General features: G+C 62.1%; 14 protein-coding genes and 4 pseudogenes. 3 read left to right on the top strand and 15 right to left on the bottom strand.

Features of this window, described 5'->3' with window-relative positions; translation table 11 throughout:
* Positions 1-88: 88 nt before the first annotated feature.
* From ACVWYP_RS15985 to ACVWYP_RS15975, 3 genes are read right to left on the bottom strand one after another with little or no spacing between them, the layout of a single operon-like run.
* Entirely contained in the window at positions 89-505 is a 417-nt protein-coding gene (locus tag ACVWYP_RS15985; protein ID WP_018270307.1) for a CopG family transcriptional regulator, read from the bottom strand.
* Between the two features lie 6 nt (positions 506-511).
* Positions 512-2494, bottom strand: coding sequence for a conjugal transfer protein TraG (locus ACVWYP_RS15980; protein ID WP_028343871.1), 1983 nt, complete (start codon positions 2492-2494; stop codon positions 512-514).
* A 36-nt stretch (positions 2495-2530) separates the two neighbouring features.
* A complete protein-coding gene (locus tag ACVWYP_RS15975) occupies positions 2531-4294 on the bottom strand; it encodes a relaxase/mobilization nuclease domain-containing protein (protein ID WP_028343870.1) in 1764 nt (587 codons plus the stop codon).
* 66 nt (positions 4295-4360) lie between these two features.
* Between ACVWYP_RS15975 and ACVWYP_RS15970 the strand changes: the two are divergent.
* Positions 4361-5251, top strand: a pseudogene (locus tag ACVWYP_RS15970) (IS66 family transposase).
* A 43-nt stretch (positions 5252-5294) separates the two neighbouring features.
* The gene (locus ACVWYP_RS15965; protein WP_016845865.1) at positions 5295-5549 is read left to right on the top strand and encodes a hypothetical protein; all 255 of its coding nucleotides are present in this window, start codon (positions 5295-5297) and stop codon (positions 5547-5549) included.
* Positions 5550-5712: 163 nt separating this feature from the next.
* Here the strand turns inward: ACVWYP_RS15965 and ACVWYP_RS15960 are convergent, their stop codons facing one another.
* The 6 genes from ACVWYP_RS15960 to ACVWYP_RS15935 form a co-directional block, all read right to left on the bottom strand.
* Positions 5713-6444 carry a lytic transglycosylase domain-containing protein gene (locus ACVWYP_RS15960; protein WP_210262968.1) on the bottom strand — a complete coding sequence of 244 codons (732 nt, stop codon included), beginning with the start codon at positions 6442-6444 and terminating at the stop codon, positions 5713-5715.
* 155 nt (positions 6445-6599) lie between these two features.
* On the bottom strand, positions 6600-7112 hold the full coding sequence (locus tag ACVWYP_RS15955; protein ID WP_028343868.1) for a S26 family signal peptidase: 513 nt from the start codon (positions 7110-7112) through the stop codon (positions 6600-6602).
* A complete protein-coding gene (locus ACVWYP_RS15950) occupies positions 7109-7573 on the bottom strand; it encodes a DUF2840 domain-containing protein (RefSeq protein WP_016845862.1) in 465 nt (154 codons plus the stop codon). Before ACVWYP_RS15950 ends, ACVWYP_RS15955 begins: the two co-directional genes overlap by 4 nt.
* A 182-nt stretch (positions 7574-7755) precedes the next feature.
* Positions 7756-8034: a helix-turn-helix transcriptional regulator gene (locus ACVWYP_RS15945; protein ID WP_075968518.1), complete on the bottom strand. Its 279-nt coding sequence runs from the start codon at positions 8032-8034 to the stop codon at positions 7756-7758.
* Between the two features lie 793 nt (positions 8035-8827).
* A complete protein-coding gene (nopM, locus tag ACVWYP_RS15940) occupies positions 8828-10570 on the bottom strand; it encodes a T3SS effector NEL-type E3 ubiquitin ligase NopM (RefSeq protein WP_028343865.1) in 1743 nt (580 codons plus the stop codon).
* A gap of 1018 nt (positions 10571-11588) precedes the next feature.
* The gene (locus tag ACVWYP_RS15935; RefSeq protein ID WP_016841760.1) at positions 11589-12953 is read right to left on the bottom strand and encodes a hypothetical protein; all 1365 of its coding nucleotides are present in this window, start codon (positions 12951-12953) and stop codon (positions 11589-11591) included.
* Positions 12954-13307: 354 nt separating this feature from the next.
* Between ACVWYP_RS15935 and ACVWYP_RS15930 the strand changes: the two are divergent.
* Positions 13308-13494, top strand: a pseudogene (locus ACVWYP_RS15930) (IS630 family transposase); the annotation flags it as partial.
* 12 nt (positions 13495-13506) lie between these two features.
* Here the strand turns inward: ACVWYP_RS15930 and ACVWYP_RS15925 are convergent.
* The 6 genes and pseudogenes from ACVWYP_RS15925 to ACVWYP_RS15900 all read right to left on the bottom strand — a co-directional run bounded on the left by ACVWYP_RS15925 (position 13507) and on the right by ACVWYP_RS15900 (position 24703).
* The gene (locus ACVWYP_RS15925) at positions 13507-13938 is read right to left on the bottom strand and encodes a hypothetical protein (RefSeq protein ID WP_018270293.1); all 432 of its coding nucleotides are present in this window, start codon (positions 13936-13938) and stop codon (positions 13507-13509) included.
* Positions 13939-14079: 141 nt separating this feature from the next.
* Complete coding sequence (locus ACVWYP_RS15920; RefSeq protein ID WP_028343864.1) at positions 14080-15003, bottom strand: DUF2493 domain-containing protein; 924 nt, start codon at positions 15001-15003, stop codon at positions 14080-14082.
* Positions 15004-15340: 337 nt separating this feature from the next.
* Positions 15341-16357: pseudogene (locus tag ACVWYP_RS15915) on the bottom strand (DUF7146 domain-containing protein); the annotation flags it as partial.
* Positions 16358-17791, bottom strand: coding sequence for an IS4 family transposase (locus ACVWYP_RS15910; protein ID WP_304497169.1), 1434 nt, complete (start codon positions 17789-17791; stop codon positions 16358-16360). It abuts the pseudogene before it with no gap.
* Between the two features lie 214 nt (positions 17792-18005).
* Complete coding sequence (locus ACVWYP_RS15905) at positions 18006-22334, bottom strand: strawberry notch-like NTP hydrolase domain-containing protein (protein ID WP_028343863.1); 4329 nt, start codon at positions 22332-22334, stop codon at positions 18006-18008.
* A gap of 246 nt (positions 22335-22580) precedes the next feature.
* A pseudogene (locus tag ACVWYP_RS15900) lies at positions 22581-24703 on the bottom strand (ParB/RepB/Spo0J family partition protein).
* Positions 24704-25112: the final 409 nt, after the last annotated feature.

The following is a 25112-nucleotide window of genomic DNA, read 5'->3' as shown; positions in this document are numbered from 1 at the left end:
CAGTTCGGCTAACTCGCGGTGGTAGTAGGCTGGCGTAGAAAAAGAAGGAGCGGCGAAATGGTCTATCGACATAGGTTCAATCAGGCTCTTAGGCCGATTCCTGACGGCGGATATCTTCTGGAATCTCGCGCAGAAAGCTTTGCCCCTTTTGCATACGACGCCCGAGCGCCTCGACAAATCCTTCAAAGCGCTCCCTTCCCTTTGCTTGAGCGGCCGCTTGCGCATCGTTGGGCAACGGTGGCGTGATCGTCAGCCAAAAACGAATGAAGAGGGCCAAGGTCTCGGCCGTCAGACCAACGTCACGTTCCAGCCTCTGCATCTGACGGGAAAGCCGATCCAAACGGCGGGTAAATGCTGCTTCCCGCCTGTCCGCTCCATCCGGTGACAGAAACGAAGCGACGGCCGCTTCCACGATTGCAGACCGCGAAAGCTTTTTGCGATCGGCAAGATCAGAAATCTGTTTCAGAAGCTCGGGCGGGAAATAGACGTTCATCCGGTCGCGCATATCGCCTCAGAGCTCCATACCGTCATTCGGGTCCATAGCGACTTGACGCGCGACGCCAAGCATCTGCATAAGTCGAGACTGGCGGACTGCATCCTCGTCGTCGTCAAGAACGGCAGCAAATTCCTCTGCCGGCGTCAGTTCGGTCGTTTCCTTGACGATCGCGACGTGATCGGGGAGTTCCGGCTCACGACGGAGCCCGCTGTTCGCCGTGTCTTTCTCGGTCTCCGCGGCCTTGTCAGTTGGACCTCCCGCCGGCTTTAGCGTTCGGAGCGCTGACCACCCGTCCGTTCGCGATGATCGGCTGGCCCTCGCCGGATCAGGCGGCAGTAGAACCCTCTCGGCGAATCGCCGATCCTCGTAGTAGCGGACCTTCTTGGCCCGGATCGGCGGCGTGCCCGCCACCATGACGATCTCGTCCATCGACGGAAGCTGCATGACTTCGCCCGGGGTCAAAAGCGGCCTTGCCGTTTCCTGGCGCGAGACCATGAGGTGACCGAGCCAAGGATTCAACCTGTGCCCGGCGTAGTTCTTCATGGCCCGCATCTCGGTCGCCGTACCCAAGGCGTCGGACACACGTTTGGCCGTCCGCTCGTCGTTGGTCGCGAAGCTGACGCGGACGTGGCAGTTGTCTAGGATGGCGTTGTTAGGCCCATAGGCCTTCTCGATCTGATTGAGCGACTGCGCGATCAAGAAGCTCTTGATGCCGTACCCCGCCATGAAGGCGAGCGCGGACTCGAAAAAATCGAGCCGCCCCAGCGCTGGGAACTCGTCGAGCATCATCAGGACTCGATGCCGGCGGTCGCAGGCGTGCAGGTCCTCGGTTAGGCGACGACCAATCTGGTTCAGCACCAGACGAATCAACGGCTTGGTCCGTGAGATATCGGATGGCGGCACTACGAGATACAACGTTGTAGGGTGGCTATCCGCGATCAGATCGGCGATCCGCCAATCGCAACGGCAGGTCACCTGGGCCACCACTGGATCACGGTACAGCCCGAGGAACGACATCGCCGTGGATAGGACACCAGAACGTTCATTTTCCGACTTATTGAGGAGTTCGCGCGCGGTCGATGCGACCACGGGATGAGCGCCCTGCTCGCCGAGGTGCCGAGCAGTCATCATCGCCTTTAGAGTGGCTTCGATCGGCCGCTTCGGGTCGGAAAGAAAAGCTGCGACGCCGGCCAAGGTCTTGTCTGCCTCGGCATAGAGGACATGGAGTATGGCGCCGACCAGAAGCGAATGACTGGTCTTCTCCCAATGGTTCCGCTTGTCGAGCGAGCCTTCGGGGTCGACCAGGACGTCCGCGACGTTCTGGACGTCGCGAACCTCCCATTCCCCGCGCCGGACTTCGAGGAGCGGGTTGTAGGTCGAGGACCTTGGATTGGTGGGATCGAACAACAGGACGCGGCCATGCCGCGAGCGAAAGCCCGCGGTCAGTTGCCAGTTCTCGCCCTTGATGTCGTGGACGATAGCCGAGCCCGCCCATGCCAGCAATGAGGGAACGACGAGGCCGACACCTTTGCCCGACCGGGTCGGTGCAAAACACAGTACGTGCTCCGGTCCGTCATGGCGGAGGTAGTCGCGGTCGAGTTTGCCAAGCACAACGCCATCCGGACCGAGAAGACCGGCCGCTCGAACCTCGTCGCCATTAGCCCAGCGCGCCGAACCATAGGTTTCGACGTTCTTGGCTTCACGCGCGCGCCACACCGACATGCCGATCGCCACCGCGATCGAAACGAAGGTTCCTGACGCCGCGATGAAGGCTCCCTCGACAAAGATTTGAGGCGCGTAGGCGTCGTAGACGAACCACCACCAGAAGAAGACCGGCGGGTAATAGATCTTGAAGCCTAATAGTTCGAACCAGGGTCGCCCAAGCTCCGGTTGCCAAGCGAGCCGCCAGGCTGTCCACTCGGTGGCTCCCCAGATGGCCAACAAAACGATCAGACCGACAACGATTACCTGTCCCCAGAGGATTTTGGTTCCGGACATCCCGAACGCCCTTCCGCAACTGAATTGGAGAGATTGCTAGAGGCCGAGGTCGCGCTTGCGGCCAAGGCCCCATTCGATGCCGCCGCCGTCCTTCACGACGCCGGTGACGTGCTGGCCGAGCCGCTTTTCGAGTTCACGTGACCAGGGCACGAGCGCGAAGCCGAGCCCATTATCGATCATGGCGAATCGTCCCGAGGTAAGTGTCAGCCGCTGGCGATACGTGCCGGCCACATGCTCCCCGGAAGCGGCGTTCACATGAGGCAAGCCGGTGTCGGCCGAGACCCGTGCGGCCACGTCCTCCAACTCGCGCCGGCGCAACGTATTAAGGAGATCGCGCTGCAGAATGATGCGTTGGCCCTGCCGCCGCGCCAGGCCCTCCTGGATCAGATGCTCGGTTCGGGCTTCCATGGCGTCACGGGTCTCGCGGCCGAATCCGCCCATGGCGAGCGGCATGGGCTCGCGTTCGACGAGCCGGTGGTCGAGCCAGGTCGCGCCCTTGGCGGTGACCTGCGCCCCAAGATCGATATCGGAACGGGGCGCGAGCACCAGGGTGGGACGCGGATCGCCGGCTTGACCGAAGCGTCGGACTTCGACGATGCCGCCGACCGGTGGCGCATGTTCGAAGGCCTCGAGCCCTCGAAAGCGCACGTGGTGAGCGCGTCCGTCTGTTCCATCGATCGTGGCGTAGGCCTCGCCGGTCAGTTCGTCGTGCAATCCACGATCGACCAGTCGTCCGATAATCTGGGATGTCGGCTGTCCACCGTCGATGACGAAGTCGGCAACGCCGCGCGCTTCCCCGCGCTCGGTAAAGGCACGGTGCATGGTCTTGATGATATCGCCGCGCAGGCCGAGGTCGCGCAAGCTACGCTCGGCCTCGAGCCCTACCATCCATTCCGCAGGTGCGGCGGATGCGGCCAGGCCCATCTTCTCCAGGTGTTGAAGGCGAGCGACCATCAGGCGCCGGATCTCGGGGTCGGACTTGCCGGGCTTCTCTGGGCGAAGATCGATAGTGCCGGTCTCGTCTGCAGTCAGCCGGATCTCCCGATCGAGCCGCGTCCATCGTTCCGCCGTGACTTCCCTCTCCAGCGAATTGCGGATCTCATGCTCCGGTTTTGGCCCCAGTTCGATGGCGACCAGTTCCTCGGCGCGTGAACGCAGTCCCCTGCTGATGTAGTCGCGGGAGATCACTAGATCCGCCCCTTCCTCATCTACTCCCCGAACGAGAATATGAACGTGAGGGTTATCGGTATTCCAATGATCGACAGCCACCCAATCGAGCCGCGTGCCTAGATCGGTCTCCATCTGCGTGGCGAGATCGCGGGTAAAGGCGCGCAGGTCGTTCATGTCGCCGGCATCCTCCGGTGAGACGATGAATCTGAAATGATGCCGGTCGTCCTTGCATCGTTCCGCGAAAGCCGCGCTATCGGCGCGGTCGGTGCCCGCATCGAACATCTCGGCGCGCTCACCACCCCGAGTCACGCCGTCGCGCTTCAGATATGAGAGGTGGGCGGTCAGTGGTGCTGAACGGAAGGCGCGCCCTTTATGCCGAACCACGCGTGCCTTCACCACAGCGCGCCGCGTCGGGCTGAACAATCTGGCGCGGCTGAAGGCGAGGCGCCCGCGGCCAAACGTCGAGCGCCCATAGGCCGCCGAACGCCTGCCGGCCATAGCCTGCGCTGGGGTGTGCCCTGCTTTCTTCGCCGCCCGCAGCACCTGGTTGATGAAACTCTTCGGCTTCGGCGCGCGCGTGCTGCGAATGCGCCCAGGCCGAATACGCAGGTCGCTATCGGCTGCGGTCACAGGCGGTCCTCCAGGTGGGCGAAAGCGCCTACAGTGCCGAGATTGTCCTTGATTGCATTGTTAAAGATGCAAGGCGCGGCACGCGCCGCGACCGACCGGCACGCTAGAACCCAAGCCATGTCAATGGCTTGCGGTTCGACCGGCGAGCCCCTTTTATCTCGCCTTCCTAATCGGGCGTTCAAAGTCAACTCATTCCTACGCTTTTCTCCGACTCTTCGCACTTCAGCCATGACAGGGCTCCCTGCATCGACAACGGACAGACGTCACTACACCGCGCTTGCGATCCCATTCACCGGGCGAGGTCCATGCGTTCCTTCGCGTTCAGCACTTGGACCGTCGCATGCTCTCCATCAGGTTGGTAAACAGGGCTATCCAAGCAGTCCGACGCTCTCGTCCCCGAGCGGAGGGCGCACCAAGCCTGGACGGCTGTGGATGTATGCCCACGATCAACGGAGCTTGGCTGGACCTGAGCCGCCGGCTGCAGTTTATGTGTTCGCGTCCGACCGCAAGGCGGAGCGCCCGGCTACGCATCTGGCGCACTTCAAGGGCCTTCTGCACATCGACGGATACGCGGGATTCGGTCGGCTGACTGACGCCGGAAACGTCATCCTCGCCGCGTGTTGGGCGCACACCGGGCACAAGTTCTACGAAGTTGCGCAGTCCGAGGACATGCCCGTCTCGCACGAGGCCCTGCGGCGCATCGCTAGCCTCTATGCCCTCGAAGCGCAGCTGCGTGGTCAATCGCCGGCGCATCGGCTGGCGATGCGGCGCGCATTCGCCAAGCCGGTCATTGACAGCCTTCGCTTCTAGCTGGAGGTGCAGCTTCCTCAACTGCCCGGCCGCAGCAATCTCGGAGAAGCGATCGGTTATGCACTGTCGCACTGGGATGGATTGACCCGCTTCCTCCATGAGTACTGCATCGAACTTGACACGAAGCCCGTCGACCGCGCGATTTGACCGGTGGCGTTCGGAGGCAAGAACAATCTCTTCGGCGAGAGCGATGGCGCTGGGGTATGATGGCGTTATAGAGATGACCCAGTCTTCCCGAAACGGGGAAGATATCAAGCTGCTCTGCGAGGCCATTGCGGCGCTTCGTGAGTTGCTTTCACGCACGCAAGACGCGACGGACGAGTCGTTTGACGACGGCCATTCGGTTGATATTTGGAAGAGCGAGGAACTCCGTGCCGCAACAGATCGGGCTGAAGCAGTGATCGCGAAGGCGGAAGCTGCCATGGCTGCGTCCCGCACAGAGTAGGAGTTCTCTGGCTCGGAGCGTTGCCACGTAAGGCCGTTAGGCACGTCAAGACCCGACGTCATGTGCGGCCCCTGGACGCATACCGTCGTGTTGCAACCAGTCCCTGCTCTCAGACTGTTTTCCTCGCTGAACCACGCGATCGCCTCCCATGCTGCACAGCTGATCATCGCGCTGTTCCCGAGTTCGACCGGGCGACAAACACGTCAGTGGCCGTGGGGACCATCTGCAAAACATCTCGCGACGAGATTGCAGTCGTTGCGCCGGTCGAGGACAGGAACGCCGGCTTCCGATCGCCCGCCTTGACTGGGTCAATTCGCCCGACGAACAGCGTCGCAGCTGCTGACGGCTGCTGGCTCGCGGCCCAAGTCGCTGGCAGTTCGATGCCGAGCAGATTTGCAAGCTTGGCCACGTATACTCGCGTTTCGTCTGACAAAGGACCGCCCGCGAGATGCCCGTCGTAGCAAGTTGGGCCCGCGTTGTACGCGGCGAACGCCCCGGGCGAACCATAGCGGTCAAGCAGTTCGCCGAGATACGCCGTGCCGGCCAGAATGTTGTTGCGCGGATCGTAGGGATCGCTTCCGAGATGATAGCGTTCGCGAAGTTCCGCCCAGGTCGCCGGCATAATCTGCATCAGGCCGATTGCGCCCTTTGGGGACTTCGCGTGTACGTCACCAGCGCTTTCGATGCTAATGACTGAACTGATCAAGTTCTCCGGAACTGCAAAGCGTTTTGACGCTTCGTAGACGAAAGCTGCAAACGGGTTGCTCGTCCGAGAGACCGCTCGAACCGCAGTCGATCCATTCTCGGTCTGACCAACACTATGCGACGCAGTCAAAATGAGCAGCAGTGGCACGACAGCCCAAACGCGCATCCCCAGTCGAATCAAAGATGCCATGTTCGCTTCCGTCCAGTGTAAAGCTGCTTCGCGGCGGCCGTTGGACCGCCCTTGACTCCCGCACCCATCGGCTTTGCGGAGATTGACCGGCAGGGAGGAATGGTCCGCCAATCGATCGATCAGAGGAATGGCGTGGCGCCGTGAACCCCGCAAGATCAGTCCTCCCATGTCCACACCGGGATGGCACGGCCGATCACGGCCGAGGCCGGAAGAAGCCCAAAATATCGACCGTCGAGGGAGTCGACCGACTGCCAATTCATGACAAACAGCTCGCCGTCTCTGACGACGCGGCAACCCTGCCATTTCGGCAGCGGCCGGCCGCGTCCGTCGCGATCCCGCGCCTCGCCCACTGCAATGTCGTCGACCGAAATTGCGGGTCCGCTTCTGCAGACCGTCTGCCCGGGCAGAGCCAAGACTCGCTTAAGCATAGGGACGCCGAGCGGCAGATAGCCGTTGAAGTCGAGAAAGGTCGCAAGCGGTTCCGGCGGCTGAACGGCGACCAGCTCCGTGACAAAGAAGCGCTTCGCTGGTCGCAAGCCATAGAGACCGATCGGCACGCTTGCCGATGCATTCCAAATGTAGATCGGCAGCGGCTCCAGGGCGATCGTCGCGACGACAGCGGAAGCTACGGCAAACGTCGTGGTCAGCGTCCATAGACGGTCCGTCATCGCATCACCCTTTGACGATGTAGCCAAGCCTGGTGGCGGCCCTTCGTGTAGGGACGCGGGTTTTCGTTGACGGACAGGCGATTGTGAACGTGATGCCAATGATCGGGCGCTACATCAGCCGGATCGATGCTCAGCGCATCGATCGCGTCGATCATCTGCAGCGCCCGTTCGACTTTAGGCCAGCCGGAGAGCCGCAGCAAAATCTCTCCGCCGGGCTTTACATAGGGCACTGTCGAGCAGCGCTGTCCTGCTGCGACCGCGCGCAAGATGTCGATCCGCGAAATGACCGTGCCAAAGTCGTTGGAAGTCCAACGGACGAAGGCAAAGATGCCGCCGGCTGCGAATGACAGGATGCGCCGGTGGCGATCAAGCTTCCGTTCCTTGACAATGCGACCGAAACGAACGCGGTTTTCAATACGCTTTTCGAGCCACAGCACTTCCACTTCGGTGAGATCGCTCATGCCGCCGCTCCTTGAATCTCGAACCGAGGATCGTATGCTTTCGGCTGGGTGAAGCGCGTCCGAAGGAGAGCAGAACTGGCCATCCGGCGCGGCGCAAGATCGCCAGGAAGCGTGCGAAACAGGTCGCGCGGCTCACGCTCGGAGCGGCCGTAGTGCGCTGGGGATTTGCTGACGGGCATGGCTTAGCGCCGCTCTTTACCCGCATAGGGAATTGGCGCATGCCGCTTTGCGGGCAGTACGGTGCCGGCACCGGGATCGGAGGTCGATTTCTTTCTGCCCAGTTTGGCCCAGGCTGTCAGGTCGGCTACTGAGTAGACCACACGCCCGCCGATCTTGTGGTATTCGGGACCGGTTCCGTACGTTCGATGTTTTTCCAACGTGCGGCCGGACAAACTCAGAAAGCGCGCGGCTTCGGACGTGCGAAGGTACCGCGGCGGTTTATCCGTGTTCAGGTCGGACATCTGAAAAGCTCCGTGATCGTCTGGAGCGCGAGCTAGGTTCGCCGCGCATCGACGGCCACAATCGCGGAGCAGCAGTGATTATGGGGATGCCGAAGATGACGGGGTCATTTTCGATACCCTCACGGAAGACGTATTGGTTCTCGCGCTCGGACCGCAGAAGCTTGCGACGAGATGCACAATCAGCCTCGAAATGTCTGCGAGCAGATCGCATATCGCGACATCGCATAGCTATCCGGCGTCTCGACCAAGAAGCAGATCAGCGTCGAATTCAACCAGAAAGAATTCCTCGACATCCGGCGGGCGAAGGAACAGCTTGAGTCGATCAAGGTCTGGGTCCAAGACCGCAGCCGGATGACGATCAAGCAAATCGGCAACGAGTTCCGAGGCGCCGGTATGGCCCGAAGCAGTTTTGCATCGGACCACTTCAAGCTAGTTGAGCCGGAACGGGAGCATTGGAACGTTGACCGGACCGTCTAATATGCGTCGGCCTACAGGAAGGATCTCGCCAAGGAGCTTGACGGTGTCGTCTGGCAACTTGCGCAGCTCACTCGTGAAGGCCAGCGCGGCGTTGAGACAGACAGGACCGTGTTGCCCCCAGCTGGAAATTCGGCAGCGGCGATATCTCCGGCGGCGGCCGTCGAGAACAGCGATTTTCGTCATCGGCCTGGCGATCCCCAAGATCTGGCTCCGCGACAACGAGCCGGAGCCGGCATCGGAAGACAATGCGAAAAGGAAGTGAGCAGCGCGATCGCTGGCGGAGGGAACGCAAGATGTTGCGGCGGTTTCGCAAGTCTCACAGTTCAAGGCCACGTTCTGCGAGCACATTGTGCATGACCTCGCGTTTGATCTCGCCGGCGACCTCGTTTCGAACCTGGGCGCCGAGCACGCGCTCGGCATCCGCATCGCCTAGCAGACCATGCTCGGCCAATCGCTGATCGAGCCGGCTCTCAAACTCCTCGCCCATGGCTTCGATCAACCGGTCTTGCATCGCTTCATATCGGTCCGGAGCGATGCGCCTCAGCACCGTCTCCCAGGGTTGCCAGCGGGCTGCCATGTAGTCGTTGAGCTGGTCCGCTTCCTGCTCCCGGACCAGGTCTAGCGCCCGCGCCGCATCGTCCTGGCTTACGTCAGAGACCGCCAGGAAGCTCATGTCGGGCGCGACGTGACTGAGCTCCAGCGGCTCGCGCAGCAGATGTTGGTAGGCCAGGTAGACTTCGACGTCGTCCACATTCGGATGGTCGCCGGCGAGCAGGTTGACCCTATCGCGCGCGATCTCGTCCAGCGCCTCCAAGCGGAACGCAATACGGCCGCGCTGAATCAGTTCGCCAAGCCGATCGTCATATACTCCCTCCTCGACGTCAGCGTTGAGGCGCGCAGTCTGCATGCCGTTCCAGTGCAAGGTAACACGATCGTCGCAAGTCTCGTTGGCCTCGGAAGCCTGTGCAAAAAACTGCTCGCGCAATCTCGGATTGGCCGCCGCCTGCCGCAGATCATCAGCCACTGCCTGCCGAAACTCGTCATTGCCGTAGTTCACGTTCCCTCGCAGCCTCCCCAGGAACCGTGCGTAGTCCTGGGCGCCTGCCTCATCCGCAAAGTGCTGCCATTCGGCCAGCGTCGCCGGGTCCTCGGCGAGCCAGTGCGCGGCAGCCTCATACAAAGACTGCTGAGCAAGCTGCGGTGGCGTTCCGACCGCCGCCAGATTAGCGAGGACATCGTCCGGCAGTGGGTTATCCTCCAACTCGAGGGTCTCCAAATGCGGGTAATTGAGACCAAGATGCGGTGCACTCTCGACGAGACCCTCAGGCAGGCTGGTCAGCTGGTTACCGCTAAGATTGAGCGATTGAAGCGTGCTGGGAAGGGTCGCCGGCAGGTTCGCCAATTGATTGCGGCTGACATCGAGTTCAATGAGACCCCATGGGAGAGATTCGGGGAGCTCGGTCAGCTGATTTCCACTAACCGCGAGCGAGGTGAGACGGCTCGGGAGAGCGTCGGGCAGGCTACTGAGTCGGTTGTCGTTTGCATTCAGCATCTCGAGCCCAGCCGGAAGGTTGGCGGGCAGACTGGTCAAGCTGTTATCGGCCACCTCTAGCCAGGAGAGGGTTGCCGGAAGAGCGTCCGGCAAACCCGTCAACCGGTTATGGCTAATGAGAAGATGCTGGAGACCGGGTGGGAGCATAGCGGGCAGGCTGCTTAGCTCGTTGTGCCTGGCGTACAGTTCCTGCAACCTTGGCGGCAGGGCAGTGGGCAAGGCGGTCAGGGACAGAGACGACAAATCTAGCGAATGCGAGCTCGTGTTGTCCGAAGCCCTAATTCGCATGCGCCCCTGTCGTCGGTTCTCGGCATCGCCCTGCCCCTCTTCGGCAACCCAGTTGTCCAGGATCCCCGCGCGCACGGAGGCGGGGGTCCGATACCCCGTCAAGACTTCGAACAAATTTGCCACGGCACGGTTGAAGCCGGCGAGGTAGCTTTCCTGCTCCTCTTCTTCAAAAGTGTCCGGATCTGAACGTGTGCTCCGCTGTGTCTGTCCTGTATCCATCAACTTTCTCCGCCTTTAGAAACTAAAGAGTACGCCTGCCACTTCGTCAGGCTCCGAAGGAGGTCGCTGCGCGCCAACGCAATAATTATTCGGGCGAGTGCCACGTGCGCTGCAGCGCCCACTCCTGGTCGAGGTGGTACAGCGTCACGCGAATCCCACAGCGGCCAATAGATCGAGTGCAGGACCCCTAACGTGGGAGCGTTCCGTCCTTTGCAGGCCTACCTGTCGATCAGCTGACGAGTATTGCCGTCGGGGCGACCCGTTCGCTCAACCGTTGGCACCGCTGGTGATCGAAGCCTTGCGATGATGGCCGTTTGCTTAACGGCTGGTCATATGCAACGCCGAATTTGACGCTTGATGGCGATTTCGACGTAAGGGCAATATGTGACTTTAAATCTGCGTCGGAAACGCCACGATTACAAATGACAGGAGGATCTGGCCGAGCGAGCGAGTTTATGCGCCCGTTACGACGGCGCCATCAAACCGCGGCGATGTCTCAGCAAGCGTCGCCATGCTCGGACAATTTGCTGAGCATTGGGATCGAACCGGGAGATCGGCTCGAAAGGCGCCGCGGCTTCGTACGCCGCCTCTCGCCAGCCGCGACGCGCCCCGCCGCCGATTCCAGTCAAAAACAACATGCTCTCTAAGCTCAGCCGACGCGTGTTCAATGGGGCGCCGGAAGCAGCCTCTTTACTCCCAGGATGCTTCCCCTGTCTCGGGGCTTGAGGAGCCCCGATTAATGGCAGTGCTGTAAAACGCAACGGCAATAACACCGTAGGTGTTCTTCGCAGCTTTGGCCGCCGGCTCTTCGGAACGATCAAAGGGCGGTGGCCGTGCGGCTCAACGAGGAGCCGCATGGCGACGACGCGCGCAAGTTAATCGGGCCGGTAGCGCTCACCTGCACCGCCCGGAGCCGCGCCAAGCTCGCAAGAGTCGCTGGAGCAAGCTATGGTCCATTAACAAGTCCAATACCGGAGCTGTGTGGACGGGCTCCTAGCGTGCGATTGTCGCTCGGCATCTACATTCCCGGGTGATGAATGAGCCAAACGTCATTGGGGCCTCCAGGCCCCAAGCGGGCGGTGTAACGCTCGCCTCGAAGGTCGTATTCTTTTACCGGCTGCGTCTCGTCCGGCAAGAGGCCCCAGCGGCCGAGCTTCGAGAGCATCGTGTCCGGCGCGGGTTGGGTGCCGTGCGAAAAATTCTCGGGAACGGCGAATGATGCAGCATAAATCTCGCGGGCCGCGGGGGGCGTCCTCTCAGCCCTGGAGGACGCCGGAGCGGCATGCTCCATCGAACGTCCAAGCAGCGCTAGTGAGGCTCGATTCGCAGGCTGCGCGCTGGGCTGCGGAACGTGTTCCGGTCGAGATCCGAGAGGAATGGCAGCGCCTGGCGCATTGAGTGGGGTGCTTCGCCTCATCGCCGCCGCGGGCACGAATAGCGCCGTGTAGCGGTCATTGTGAACGATAAAGCTGTTGGGTCGGCTGTCCTGGCTCGGCGGGATGCTGCTACCGTCAAGCGCCGCCGACGCGTGCTGGTCGCCGTGCCGGAAGTTGAAGCGACGAACGACCGCTCCTAAATTCGGGGTCTGCTGATGGCGCGCGGTTGGCTCGAGAGACGATGATGGGCCGGCGTCTTCCACCATCGCCCACAGCTGATCCTGATCGTAACCTTCCTCAGGAAGGACCAATGGCGAGCCGACCGCTGGCCCGAGAGGCGACGGTGCTCCGGCGCTTTCCATCAGCACACGAGCCATTGAAGTGCCCGGCTCGCTCAGCTGGCGCTCAATGGCATCCAGTTCCGCATGGCTTAGCGTCCTCTGCCTCTTCGCAGGCCTCAGGTGCCCGCTGTAATCCTCACCCATGAGGGCCGCGTGACTTGAAGGGGGGGCGCTCCCGGTCAGCTCGTTCGGAGCCGGCTGGTATCCGTCGCTCCAATTGAAGTGACGAACGGCTAGTCCGGGATCCGGTGTTTGGTGATCGTGCGCGGTTGGCTTGAGAGACGATGCTAGGACGGCTTCGCCGATCATCCCTCGCGGCGAATCCTGATCGTGACCTTCCGCAGTCAGCCCGCTCGGCCAACTCGAAGCTCCCCGCGCGCTGTGCTGCGCAGCGACGTGCCCGACGCTTCTGGTGACTGCGTCTTCGGGATGAGGACCGCCGGCCCCAAGTTCCAACGCCTCGGTGAGTCTACGGTCTTCGCCAGGCAGATGAGGATAGTAGCGATCTGGAGAAACAGGAACCCCTGCGACGGCAGTGGTATCAAGCTGCGGCACTTCATCCAGGTACGGCTCAAACTCCGCTTGCTGCTGTTGCGGTTGTGTCACCGCAGCGTTGTAAGCAGCGAAATCCCGGTCGAACGGGTTGATGCTGTTAAATGGGTCCATATCCCCTCCGTTTGAGTCGGTTCGCAATCCTAAGCAGGTTCACTCTCTGGTTCTCCCTTTATTGGGATCAGCTGTCGACAAGCTGACGCGCTTAGAATTCCGACTTGGCTGTGATCGTCTCTGGAGTGCCGTTTGGACTTAGAGAGCATGTTGTTTTTGACTGGAATCGGGGTTCCCGGAGCGGGCGATTTCTGATTCAAGCTCCATGCTGGAGTGCGGAGGCCAGCACGGATGATGCGCCCCTATTCGAAAGACATCCGTGAACGCGCCTTGGCTCGCGCTGACGCGGGCGAGATGGTTCGGTCGATCGCAGAGGCGCTACAGAGCCCCTCGTACGCGCCAGACCACCGTATCTTCTTGCCGCCCTACAGCCCTGACCGCAACCCGATCGAGCACGTCTTCGCCAAACTCAAACATCTCGTGCGAGCCGCAGAGCCTCGTGACGTGGAGGCAACCTGGCGGAAGGTTGGTGAACTCCTCGATCTTCTCCCAGGAGGAGTGCACCAACTACTTCAAAAACCCAGGCTATGCTTCCGTGTAAATACATCATGCTCTAGCCGGCTCGAAGTGAAGGGTCACCGCGAGCAAGCACAGTCAAGCGCGTCCACGTCGTGCCGCCTACGCAAAGCGCGCCGAGGTAAGCGAAGGCCTCACGCCAGGCCAGCGACGGCACTGCGATCTGCGACAGCGCGAGAACCACATTGTAGCCGGCGATGGCAGCTGGGACAGCGAATATGGTCGCGATCATGACGCGCCGGGCCACGGATCGGCTACCAGCGAAGGTGATCTCACCGACGGCAAATGTCAGCACGCCAGCGGCAATTGCGACGAGCAGCGCGCCGATGACGCTGGCGCCACCATGGAACGCTATCATCCCGAAATTAAGTGCGACGAAAAACGGCAAGGCATACACTGCCAGCGCGAAAACCGCCCAGCAGAACAAACCGATGCCGAGTGCGTTGAGAACAAGCCCAAGGGCGGGCATGGTGGCGGCTCCAATTGCATGGATTTGCAAGTCGCGCCTTCCACCACCACCACGGCGCGACTTCGGATATAAGGTCTGAACGAGGCGGAGTTGCGGCGCGTACAACTCCGCTTTGATGGTTTGGAGGCGAGACGACGGCGCTCACGCGCCGCCGAATCTCCAAACGGGGATGCCGAAACGCCTCGCCTTGTCGGCGAGGTTGTCCTGGATCCCTGTACCCGGAAAGTGCATGACGCCGATCGGCAGCAGTTCGAGCATGGCGTCATTGCGCTTGAAGGGAGCCGCCTTGGCATGCTTTGTCCAGTCGGGCTTGAAGACGATCTGGGGTACCTTGCGGGTGGTCGCCCATTTGGAGGCGATCAATTCGGCGCCTTTGGGCGAGCCGCCATGGAGCAGGACCATGTCGGGATGCTTGGCGCGAACCTTGTCGAGGCGATCCCAGATGAGGCGGTGGTCGTTGAAGTCCAGCCCGCCGGTGAGTGCGATCTTCACTCCCGGCGGCAACATGTCCTCGCTCTCGGTACGACGCTTGGCGGCGATAAAGTCGCGGGAGTCGATCATCGCTGCGGTGAGCGTGCGGTGGTTGACCAGCGAGCCCGACCGAGGACGCCACGACGAGCCGGTGTGGACCTCAAATCGTTCGATCGCCTGATCGCGAAAGATTTCCAAGCAATTTCGGCGCTCGATCAGCGTGATGCCCTCGGCCATCAGGCGCTCAAGCTCGACCGATCGCACCTCCGACCCGTTCTGCTCCCGTTGGCTCTTGTGCTGAGCTTGTTCATTGTCGTCGAGCTGACGTTCAATGCGGTCGACGGCACGATGGAACAGGTTGACCGTCGACCAAAGGAGTTCGTCGAGGTCCGGCTCTAGCCGCGTATCGCTCAGCGTGGCGACCAGGGCGTCGAACATATCGACGATGGCACCGGCGATCGTTTTCGCCTCGGGAAGGGGTCTTGGATCTGGCTGGTCGTCGAAGGGACGATAGCCGAAGAGCTGCAATTCGCTCAGGACGTGGTCGGTTGGAGACGCCGCCTGCGCCGGTTCGATGTCGTCGTGGTCGGTCATGGGAAGAGGTCCTTTGCCGGATTGGCCGCGCCCATCGCGGCCTTCGTGGCGATCACTCAGACGGCGGGCGGAACGGGCCAGAACCCGGAGCGGCTTGTCCGCCGAAGCCCGCTAGGGCGCAGGCGGAAGCGGAGGGCCGAAGCGGCAGCGGAGGATGGCGAAGGCCGGCTATTTTGCTTCGCGATGCAAAGCGCGCCGGTCGGATCGCTGGCGTGCCTTCTCATCGCCTGCGCGCGGCGGAAAATAGCCGGACGCAGCCATTGCCGGCCCGAACCGCTTGGCGTCCGATCGCCCTCTAGAAGGCCGTGGTCGCGTGCCCTTCCGGCATTGGCCCAATCTACCACCGATCCATCGCGATCGATCGAACGATGTCGGCTTTTTCCGCGGCCGGCGGGAGCGAATGCAAGAAGCGAACGACATCTTCTGGTACGAGTTGAAGCCGCAACGCTGCTCGGAGCGCTTCAGGGCCTAAGATGTGCAGATCTTCATTGAAGTCGCCCAGCCGAGGCGACAACGCGATCGCTTCAACGCCGGCATCTTCCGCGCGCTGGGTAAGGTTAGCTTGTACGGCATCTCCGGCGGCATCGGCGTCGCGGGCGATATAGAGCCGACGTAGCCCAGACGGCAGCAACATGGCCGAGAGGTGATTGGCCGACAGCGCCGCTGTCATCGGCAGGCTCGGCAGGAGGTAACGCAGCGACAGCATGGTCTCGATACCCTCGCCGGCAGCGAGCACGTCGTCCGCCAGGCCGAAACGAACGGCATTGCCGAGCAGGTCACCCATGGCCCGTCGTGGCGTGTCGACAGGGGCCTTGCCGAGCCGGACGCGATCAAATCCGTCAGGATCGAGCCAGGTGCGATGCACGCCGGAGATCCGCCCGGCGAGGTTCGTGACGCAGGCGATCATCGCTGGCCATGTTTCGGTCGGCAAATGATCGTCCGGTCGATAGTAGCAACGTGGGTGGAAGCGCAAGCTGCCACCATGGTGGATGCGGGCTATTCCGCGACGTTGCAAATAAGCTTCGACCACAGTCCCGTCGATTGGGCTGGACATGGCAAAAAGGCGACGGGCGGCTTGCTGCGATCCGGCCAGCACGGCTGGACCCACCCGTTCCGGGGTAGGTTGCCGCTCGGAACGAGGTAGCTTCAGAAAGCGTCTCGCCTCCTCGGCCACCTCGCGAAAGTCTCGCAAGGCCAGACTTTCGCGGATGACGTCGAGGAGGTCACCATGTTCTCCGGTCGCGGCATCGGTCCATTTGCCGGCGGGTCCCTTCGGCGATTCCTGGAGCCGTACGAACAACGAACGGCCCGGCGTGTTGCGGACGTCGCCGACCACCCAGTACCGTCCGGCCTTTCAATTACCCATAATTGTTGCCTCGATTGCGGCTCCAAGTTCGATGTCGTTCAGCCGCGATAGTCCGCGCCAGATCACGGTGTTTCCTGGAGGCGGATCGTTGGCTCGGGCCAAGTATCCTCCGAGCCGCGCGATCTTGACGACATAGTGCGAGAGCGTGCTTCGTCGAGAGCAATCACCACCCCTGTCTTTCACCAAATGATCAAGAAGCCTGATTTCGGGATCTGTCAGCGCCATTTGCGGTACGGCATTCGGCGAGGAGCGATTGAGCATCGTCATCCAGAAGACGCGCCAACTCACAATGCAGAAGACCGCGATCAGATTGACCAGACGCTCAGCAGTTCGCAATTTTGAGTCCTCTGCTTTGCAGCCCGATTTGAGGATCTTATGGAAGACTTCGATCTTCCATCTCAAGGCGTACCATTCGATTTTATTGATGGCGTCCTTGCGCGATTGGACCGGGAGATCGGTGAGGAGCTTCCACTCGATTTTCTTTCGCCGTTTCGGCCTTCCCCGCTCTTGGGCATGGATCACGGTCAGAGTGAGTGCGGGATATTTCGTCTGTTTGCCAATCGGCGGCAGGACTCGTATCTTGCGGTACCTGATCTCAAGAACGGCGTCGTCGGGATCGCCTTTGTCGTCCTTGACCTTGATCCGATGTAGACCCTTGATCGTAACCTCGTCCATTTCGTCGGCAATTGTATGATTGCCGTCCCCGGCGAGCCGATCAACACAGGTTCGCACCAGGAAATGTGTTCCAGCCTCCTCGGCCAGGCAAAACAGCTCATAGATGTCGCTCTCGCGATCACCAATATGAACGCATCGTCCAGGGGCAGCGAGAAGGTCGGTTGATTGCCGTAAATTCTCGAGCCAGCGGATGCTCTCCTTCTGCTCAATCGGCACCCGTGTCGGATTGATCTTTCGCTTCAGCGCCGTCGTCCCCTTGAACTTCTTGCGGGTCCAGAACTTGATTGCCGACAGTCCGAGGGGAAGCCCCTCGGTCGTCACGGCGAGACTCGAATGCATCAGGATGCCGCACTGCGTGCGTCCTGCCGTCTTGCCCGTAAAGCCGATCAGATCCGGCTTCTCGCGCTTGAAGCTGAATTCCGTCGTGTCATGGAGGATGAGGATCGGTCCCTCCGTCGCCGCTACGCGCCCGCGCGTCGCCTCGAAATGACCGCAAAGAATATCCGCCTCGTTGACCCGTTCATTGGAGAAGAAGCGATAGGCGGCCTTCGTGTTGGCCCAATCCTGACAAACCAGCGGGATGCTTTGACCCATGTCGCTCCCGATTTGTGCGAGCAATTTGCAGAACCGGCGACCAAGCCGCTCATCCTTAAACTCGCATCCCGCAACTTCCCGATCAACCCACGTCTCGATACCGGTCGTCAATCGCTGAGCACGCGCCCCCGCGCGTTCCTTCACCAAGCCCATCGAGCACCCCGCGCTTCCGAATCAGGTGCTCAACAACGAATCACAACAGATTCTACCGATTCAAGATTTCGCCCGCGGCGCCTCGCTCAAATTCGACGTCAAATGTGGGTAATTGAAAGCCGTCCGGCCCGCTTACCATTGGAGAGATAGTGCCTGCATACCGCCTCGGCCTCGCGCGCGAGGCGGCGTGCCAATTCGGAGGCGTCGCGGGGCATCACGCGGCCTCCCGTCCACCGACGCGCGCGACCGGATAGCTGTCGAGCACCTTCGCCAGGACCTCCACACCGCTTGCGTCCGTGGGCACGAACATGCGGAGCTTCCAGGAGATGATCTCCCCGAACAGACCATAAGCCCGCAGGCGATCGCGCATCGTGTCGTTGAGTCCCGACAGTTCGATGCGGGTTGCGCCCATCAATCGGACACGGCGAAGCTGGAGGTCTTCGGCAAGATCGAGGACGATCTGTCCCTCCATCAGCGCGGCAAAGGCAGCGTCCGGCGTCAACGTGGGCGCATCCGCGGCAAGGACGTTCGCGACCCAGGCGGCGGAGACCTTGCGGCCGATGATGCGTTCGCCCGCGTCGGTCTGGAGCCGATAAACTCGGCTTGATTCGTTCGGCAGCCGCTTCCAGATGGGTAACAGCAAGCCGGCCACGACGTGGATCGTACTCTCCGAGAACTCGGGTAGCTCTGCGAGTTCCGCCAGCCAGGCGGCGGCAAAGCGTTCGCGATCCGATTCGGCCCAATGGCTTTCCGCCATCATGTTGAGGGAGACGCTGTGCTGCTCCATCGGCCGTATCAAGCGGATGCGCCGCTCGATCTCGCCGTCGTCGAGCATGAAACTTGGCGCCGGGAGCTGCACGGCCGCACGGGCCGAGCGTTCATTGAACAACGGAATCGCGCGATGATCGGAAAGCCGAGCCAGAGCCTCATCGAGACTTAAGGGATGATTGCGCCAGCGCTGGGTCAGCGTAAGCAGGCGGGTCTGCGCCCCCGTGCCCGGATGGGTGTAGACCGTCCGCCGGTCGCAGACGACAAAGCTCTCGGCGCGGAGCGTTTCCAGCCCAATGTCATAGGTGCCGGAAGCAACCGCGCCCTCGATCCGAGCCATCAAGAGCTGTTCGAAGACGGTGAACAGGACGTTCTGTAAGTCGATGGTGAGCGCCAGCAAACGATTGAGGAAGGTCGTGATCGGCGGCAGCTCATCCCTCAGCCCATTGGCATCGGTCAGTTGCAGGCCGGTCGCATCCTCGAACCTCTCGAGCGAGCAGCCGTCGATCCTGCCGCGAACGAGCAATGTGTAGAGTTGACGCAAGGCATCACGCCCGTACCGGCTTTCGAGATTGTCCTCCGGCCGAAACAGGCCCTGCCCTCCAGTCTGGCGCTGACCGCGTGTGATCGCGCCCAGCGTGTCGAGCCGCCGCGCAATGGTGCTGAGAAAGCGTTTTTCGGCCTTCACATCCGTCGCGATGGGACGAAACAGCGGCGGCTGCGCCTGATTGGTCCGGTTGGTCCGGCCAAGCCCCTGGATCGCGGCATCGGCCTTCCAGCCGGGCTCGAGCAGGTAATGGACCCGCAACCGGCGATTTCGGGCCGACAGTTCGGCATGGTAGCTCCGTCCCGTGCCGCCCGCGTCGGAGAACACGAGGACGCGCTTGACGTCATCCATGAAGGCCGAGGTTTCCGCGAGGTTCGCCGAGCCCGCTCGGCTCTCGACCACCAATCGGCCATGCTTGCGAACGATGCGGCGCGAACGGCCGGTCACTTCGGCGACCATGTCGGTGCCGAAACGCTGGATGACCTGGTCCAACGCCCCAGGAACAGGCGGCAGCGAGGCGAGCTTTTCGATCAAGCGATCGCGGCGCAAGACAGCCTCCCGGCTCTCGACCGGTTGGCCGTCGCGATAGACAGGCCGCGAGCAAGGATTACCCTCTGAATCAGTGAAGGGCTCGTAGAGCTGCACCGGGAAGGAAAAAGCGAGATAGTCGAGGACATACTCGCGGGGCGTAATGTCGACCTGGACGTCGCCCCAGTCTTCGGTCGGAATTTCGGCCAGCCGACGCTCCATCAGCGCCTCGCCCGTTGAGACGATCTGAATCACCGCGGCATGGCCGGCGTCGAGATCACGCTCGATCGATCGGATCAGCGAAGGCGTCTTCATCGAGGTCAACAGATGCCCGAAGAAGCGCTGCTTGGCGCTTTCGAAGGCGGATCGCGCCGCCGATCTGGCCTGTCCGTTCAGCGTTCCGGTTTCGCCGGTGATGTTGGCGGCCCGCATCGCGGCGTCGAGATTGTTATGGATGATGCTGAACGCGTCAGCATAGGCGTCGTAGATGCGAACCTGCTCGGACGTAAGCTGGTGCTCGACGAGCTCGTACTCGACGCCCTCATAAGACAGCGAGCGGGCGGCATAGAGACCGAGCGCCTTTAGGTCACGAGCCAGGACCTCCATGGCCGCCACCCCACCCTCCTCGATCGCCTCGACGAACTCGGCGCGCGTGGCGAACGGGAAGTCCGCGCCGCCCCAGAGCCCGAGGCGTTGCGCATAAGCGAGGTTGTGCACTGTGGTGGCGCCCGTCGCCGACACATAGACCACCCGAGCATTCGGCAAGGCGTGCTGGAGCCTCAGGCCCGCGCGCCCCTGCTGAGAGGCCGCCCGGTCGCCGCGCTCGCCCTTGCCCCCGACCGCATTCTGCATGGCGTGGCTCTCGTCGAAGATGATCACTCCTTCGAAGTCGGAGCCCAACCATTCAACGATCTGGCTGACACGCGAAAGCTTCTCGCCGCGCTCGTCGGTGCGTAGCGTGGCATAGGTTGTAAATAGGATGCCTTCCGAAAGCCGGATCGCCGTCCCCTGGCGAAACCGGGACAGCGGCGTCACCAGCAGGCGCTCCATGCCGAGCGCCGACCAGTCGCGCTGGGCATCTTCGATCAGCTTGTCGGATTTGCTGATCCAGACCGCACGGCGGCGGCCCTTGAGCCAATTGTCGAGCAGGATTCCACCGACCTGACGTCCCTTGCCCGCGCCGGTGCCATCGCCCAAGAACCAGCCACGGCGAAAGCGGATGGCATTCTGAGCGTCCTCGCACGCGGCGGCCACAACATCAAAGGTCGGATCGACGGTCCAGGAGCCTGCCAGGAATTCGGAATGTGCTCCGCCGGCATAAATGACGCTCTCGAGCTGAGCGTCCGACAGAAGTCCATCTGTCACCACACGTGGCGGCAGATGCGGACGGTAGGTCGGCTTCGGTGGCGCGACGGATGCCATTGCCGCGGACTGCACGAGTTTGGTCGGATGTGGATGCGATCCGGAAATCCGGATCGACTGCAATTCGTACTCCTCATAAAGCGCATCGGTCAGTCGGGCGCTTTCCGGCGGAGACCAATCGACTGTCTCGTAGTTGAGCTCTACGCCTCTTGGCGCCACACGTCCCGACGTGGACGGTAGACACGGTACAGCGGCGGCGGTCGATCTCGCCTTCGCTGGACCACAACGAATAAGGTCGCGCCCAACCGGCGTAGTGACGACGGGTAGCCTCGACGGCACATGCCGGGCCACCCAGCCAAATAAGGTGGCGACATCGCTCGCCATGCCCGGTGAAGCGGGAAAGATTTTCGGATCAGGCGCAGGCAGCTTGTCGATCACAAGCAGCCTTGTGTCCGTTTGTGTCCCGTGCTTGGCGTAGACGGCGCCGTCAATGGCGGCAGAAAACGCAACCCGCCCGCGTTCCTGGAGACGAACAAAGGCTTCCGTCCATGCCGGATTATCCGGCGCAAGGCTCTTGCCGACGATGACGACAAGACGGCCGCCGTCGCAAAGGCGCGCCAAGGCTGAGGTGATGTGCCGGAGAGCTGCGTCCGGCATCGGTCGTTCGACATTCGCCACAGCCGAGAACGGCGGGTTCATCAAGACGACGCTCGGGGCAACCCTCGCCTCAAGGTGATCATCGATCTGGGCGGCGTCAAAGCGGGTGACCTTAACGTTGGTGAACAGCTGATCGAGCAATGTCGCGCGCGGCTCGGCCAACTCGTTCAACACCAGGGCGCCGCCCGAAAGCTCGGCAAAGATCGCAAGCAAGCCTGTCCCTGCCGAGGGCTCGAGAACGCGATCGGCAGGCGTAACGCCCGCCGCCACAGATGCAACAAGGCCGAGCGGAATCGGCGTCGAGAATTGTTGAAGTGCCTGGCCATCCTCGGAACGCCGCGTATGGGTCGGCAGACAGCTTGCGATCCTTGCGAGCATCGGCAGCATGGCAGCCGTCGAACCCGCCTTGGCGCGCATGGTCGGGCCGAACTTGCGAAGGAATAGAACGGTCGCCGCCTCGCAGGCGTCATAGGCGGTCTTCCAATTCCAGGCACCGGCCGCGTCCGAGCCGGCGAAGGCAGCCTCCATGGCGCTACGCAGGACAGCGGCATCGATGCGACGACCGCGTTCGAGCTCAATCAAGAGCTGCTGTGCAGCGCGGAGAGCCGCAGAGGTTAGACTTGCAGCGGCACGCATCGAGAGCGGCGCGGCGGCAGCGCCGCCGGTGAGAGATTCGGTCATGGCAGGATGTCTTTCGGAGAGCGGGAACGGGTCGAGCCGGCTGGCGCTCTCTCTGGACCGTGCCGGCTCAAACCCGTCTCGGCCGCTCTCTGCCTCTCAGGAGGCAGCCGCGCGCCCTCACGCCGCGCCACCACATTCGGCCGGGCGACAAGACGAAATCACTGCCGGACACGGCGTGGACGGGCGCGGGACGAGACGTGCGAAGGAAGGCGTACGGGACGGCCGGAGCCGTCCCGCGATGAGGCGTCATTCGGCGGCATCGAGCTGTGGTTCAGCCTCGTCGCCACCCTCCTCCTGCCCTTCGTTGGCGAGGAATTCGGGGAGCGAGCCAGCCTCCCCTTCCTGTTCGACTGGCGAGGCGGTGGCGTCGACCGGGCGCAGCAGCTCCGGCAACCAGCCCGAACCCTCGAGAAGACGCTCGGCCTCGCTGGCCATCTCGGACTTCTTCAGGTGATCGATCAATTGCGCGGACGATTCACCTCGCGCCTCCCGCACCGCCTCCAGGATACGCGGCTTGGTGACGCGGCCGAGATAATTGTCAACAGTCGGTCGCCAGCCGGACTGAACCATGTCGAGGCCGACAGCACGCGCCAGCACATCGGCCTGATCGAACCGAGAGCAGACGCCGTGAGCATAGACACGGCCCTGATTGTAACGGTTGGCCGGCTCATGGACGGCGTTGACCGCAAATGACGCACAGTGAGCGAACAGGGATGCCTGTGCGGCACCGTCAAGGGCCGTGAGCGCATCCCAGAGATCGTTCTCGCTCTTGGGCAGCCGGGCCTTCCAGGACTCGTGCCGGGCCTCAACTGCCTTGGCAGATGCGCTTTCCCTGAGCCCGGGGGCTTGAGCGGGAAAGGTCGGCGTACGAAGTCCGATCTCCAGACATGTGTTGGACGATCCGTACCGGTAAAAGGCCGTCAGCACGAAATTGTGCAGCACCGCCTGGAACGCGATTGCCGGATGTTCTGCCAGCGCGTCCCGTAATGCCAACGTACGATGCGCCTTTCGGTGATGAGTCGATCCGGCAACGGCCTTGCCGCATCCTCATCATGCTCCTCCGGCTCGGTCGATGCACCGGCGAGCGAAATCGCCGTGCGCTGGACCGAAGCACCGGGCTCCTGCCCTTCAGTCACCGCTACATCGGTGCCTCGCTCGCCTTCGACACCGGCCGCAGGCTCCTCGTCCTCCGGTCGGACATAACCCCGATTGACAGAAAGCCGTCCTTCGCAATCGATGCTGACGAAGACGCCGGCTCTGGCCATCTGGTCCGGCTCGAAGATGTCCGGCCGGTTGTTGAACGCTTCGAGCGCCTGCTCGAGTTCGCCGAGCCGCGCGTCCACCTCACCGGGCAGTTCGTCAGCGCCTTCAAATCTTGCCTCAAGCGCGTCGTATTCAACCTGGAGAGTATCGAAGCGCGCCTGCTCTTCGGCGGTGAGAGCCGCCGGATCTGCCTCGAGCCGGCGGAGCCCGTGGTCATGGCCGTAGGGAAAGCTGGCGGCGGTCACCTCTATCCACTTCCAGCCTTCGGCGGCGATCGCCTCAGCTTCTGCCCGCAACTTCTCAGCCACGAGACGCTCCAGCAGCGCAACGTCCTCGAGCCAGCCGCCGCCATCTTCTTCGAAGAGATCGCGCAGCACGCCGCCGCCGGCCGCTTCATAAGCGGCGAGGCCGACAAATCGGGCGCGCCTGTCGGAGACCCGCACCGCACGCTCGGTCAGGAGGCGCCTGATCTGATACGGCTCTTCATAACCCGACTTGTTGACGGTCTCCCAGACCTGTTCCTGCCGGCCGTGATCGGCGGTAACCGAGAACGCCATCAACTGTTCGAGCGACATGCCGTCGTCGGCGTAAACCTCGAGCAGCTTCGGGGACACCGCCGCAAGCCGCAGCCGCTGCTTCACCACGTTGACGGATACAAAGAAGATGGCCGCGACATCTTCTTCGGACCGCCCTTGCTCGCGCAGGGTCTGGAATGCGCGAAACTGGTCCAGGGGATGAAGCGCGATGCGGTGCACGTTCTCGGCGAGCGAGTCTTCTTCCGCGGTGATCACGTCAGCCATGTCACTGACGATGCATGGGACCGGCGCGGTCTTCGCCAGACGCTTCTGCTTGACCAGGAGCTCAAGTGCGCGATAGCGGCGACCTCCGGCCGGCACCTCGAACATGCCGGTTTCCCGGCCTTCGTCGTCGAGGACAGGCCGGACGTTGAGACTTTGCAGCAGGGAGCGCCGGGCGATGTCCTCGGCAAGATCCTCGATCGAGATGCCGGCTTTGAGGCGCCGCACATTATTCTGGCTCAAGATGAGTTTGCTGAAGGGAATGTCGCGCGACGACGACAGCTTGATCTTCTGAACGGCCTTTGCCATGTCAGTTTCTCCGAAACGGGCGGCCGGGAGCCTCTCTCTCGGCCTCCAACCCGTTCACGAACATGCCTGCCCCTCTCTCGCTCTCGCTTTCTTGCTGGCGCAATGGCGGTGGTTGGCGGCTGCCGCGCTATCGGAAAACTGAGTTGCCCGAGCTCGGATGCGATCCAGTTCACCTCTCGTTTCAGAAGTCGAGGTCACGTGGGTCGAAGCTGCAAGCGAGTATCGCGACACTTGGCGTGCATCTTTCGGTGCCGCGCCGGTTTTGGCGACGGCGCTACGGTCTCCGAGCCGCCGCGGAATTGCCGGCCCGCGACGGACATCAACGTCTCCCCGAGAGGCAGCGCCATCCCCGAACTGGTGAGCCGGAAGAGCGCAGACAAGCCAAGCCGGAGAACGGAATCCCCGGCTT

The sequence above is a fragment of the Bradyrhizobium sp. USDA 3262 genome (assembly GCF_054060035.1).
Note: the sequence above shows the minus strand (reverse complement) of the source record. Positions and strands in the feature narration are given on the sequence as shown.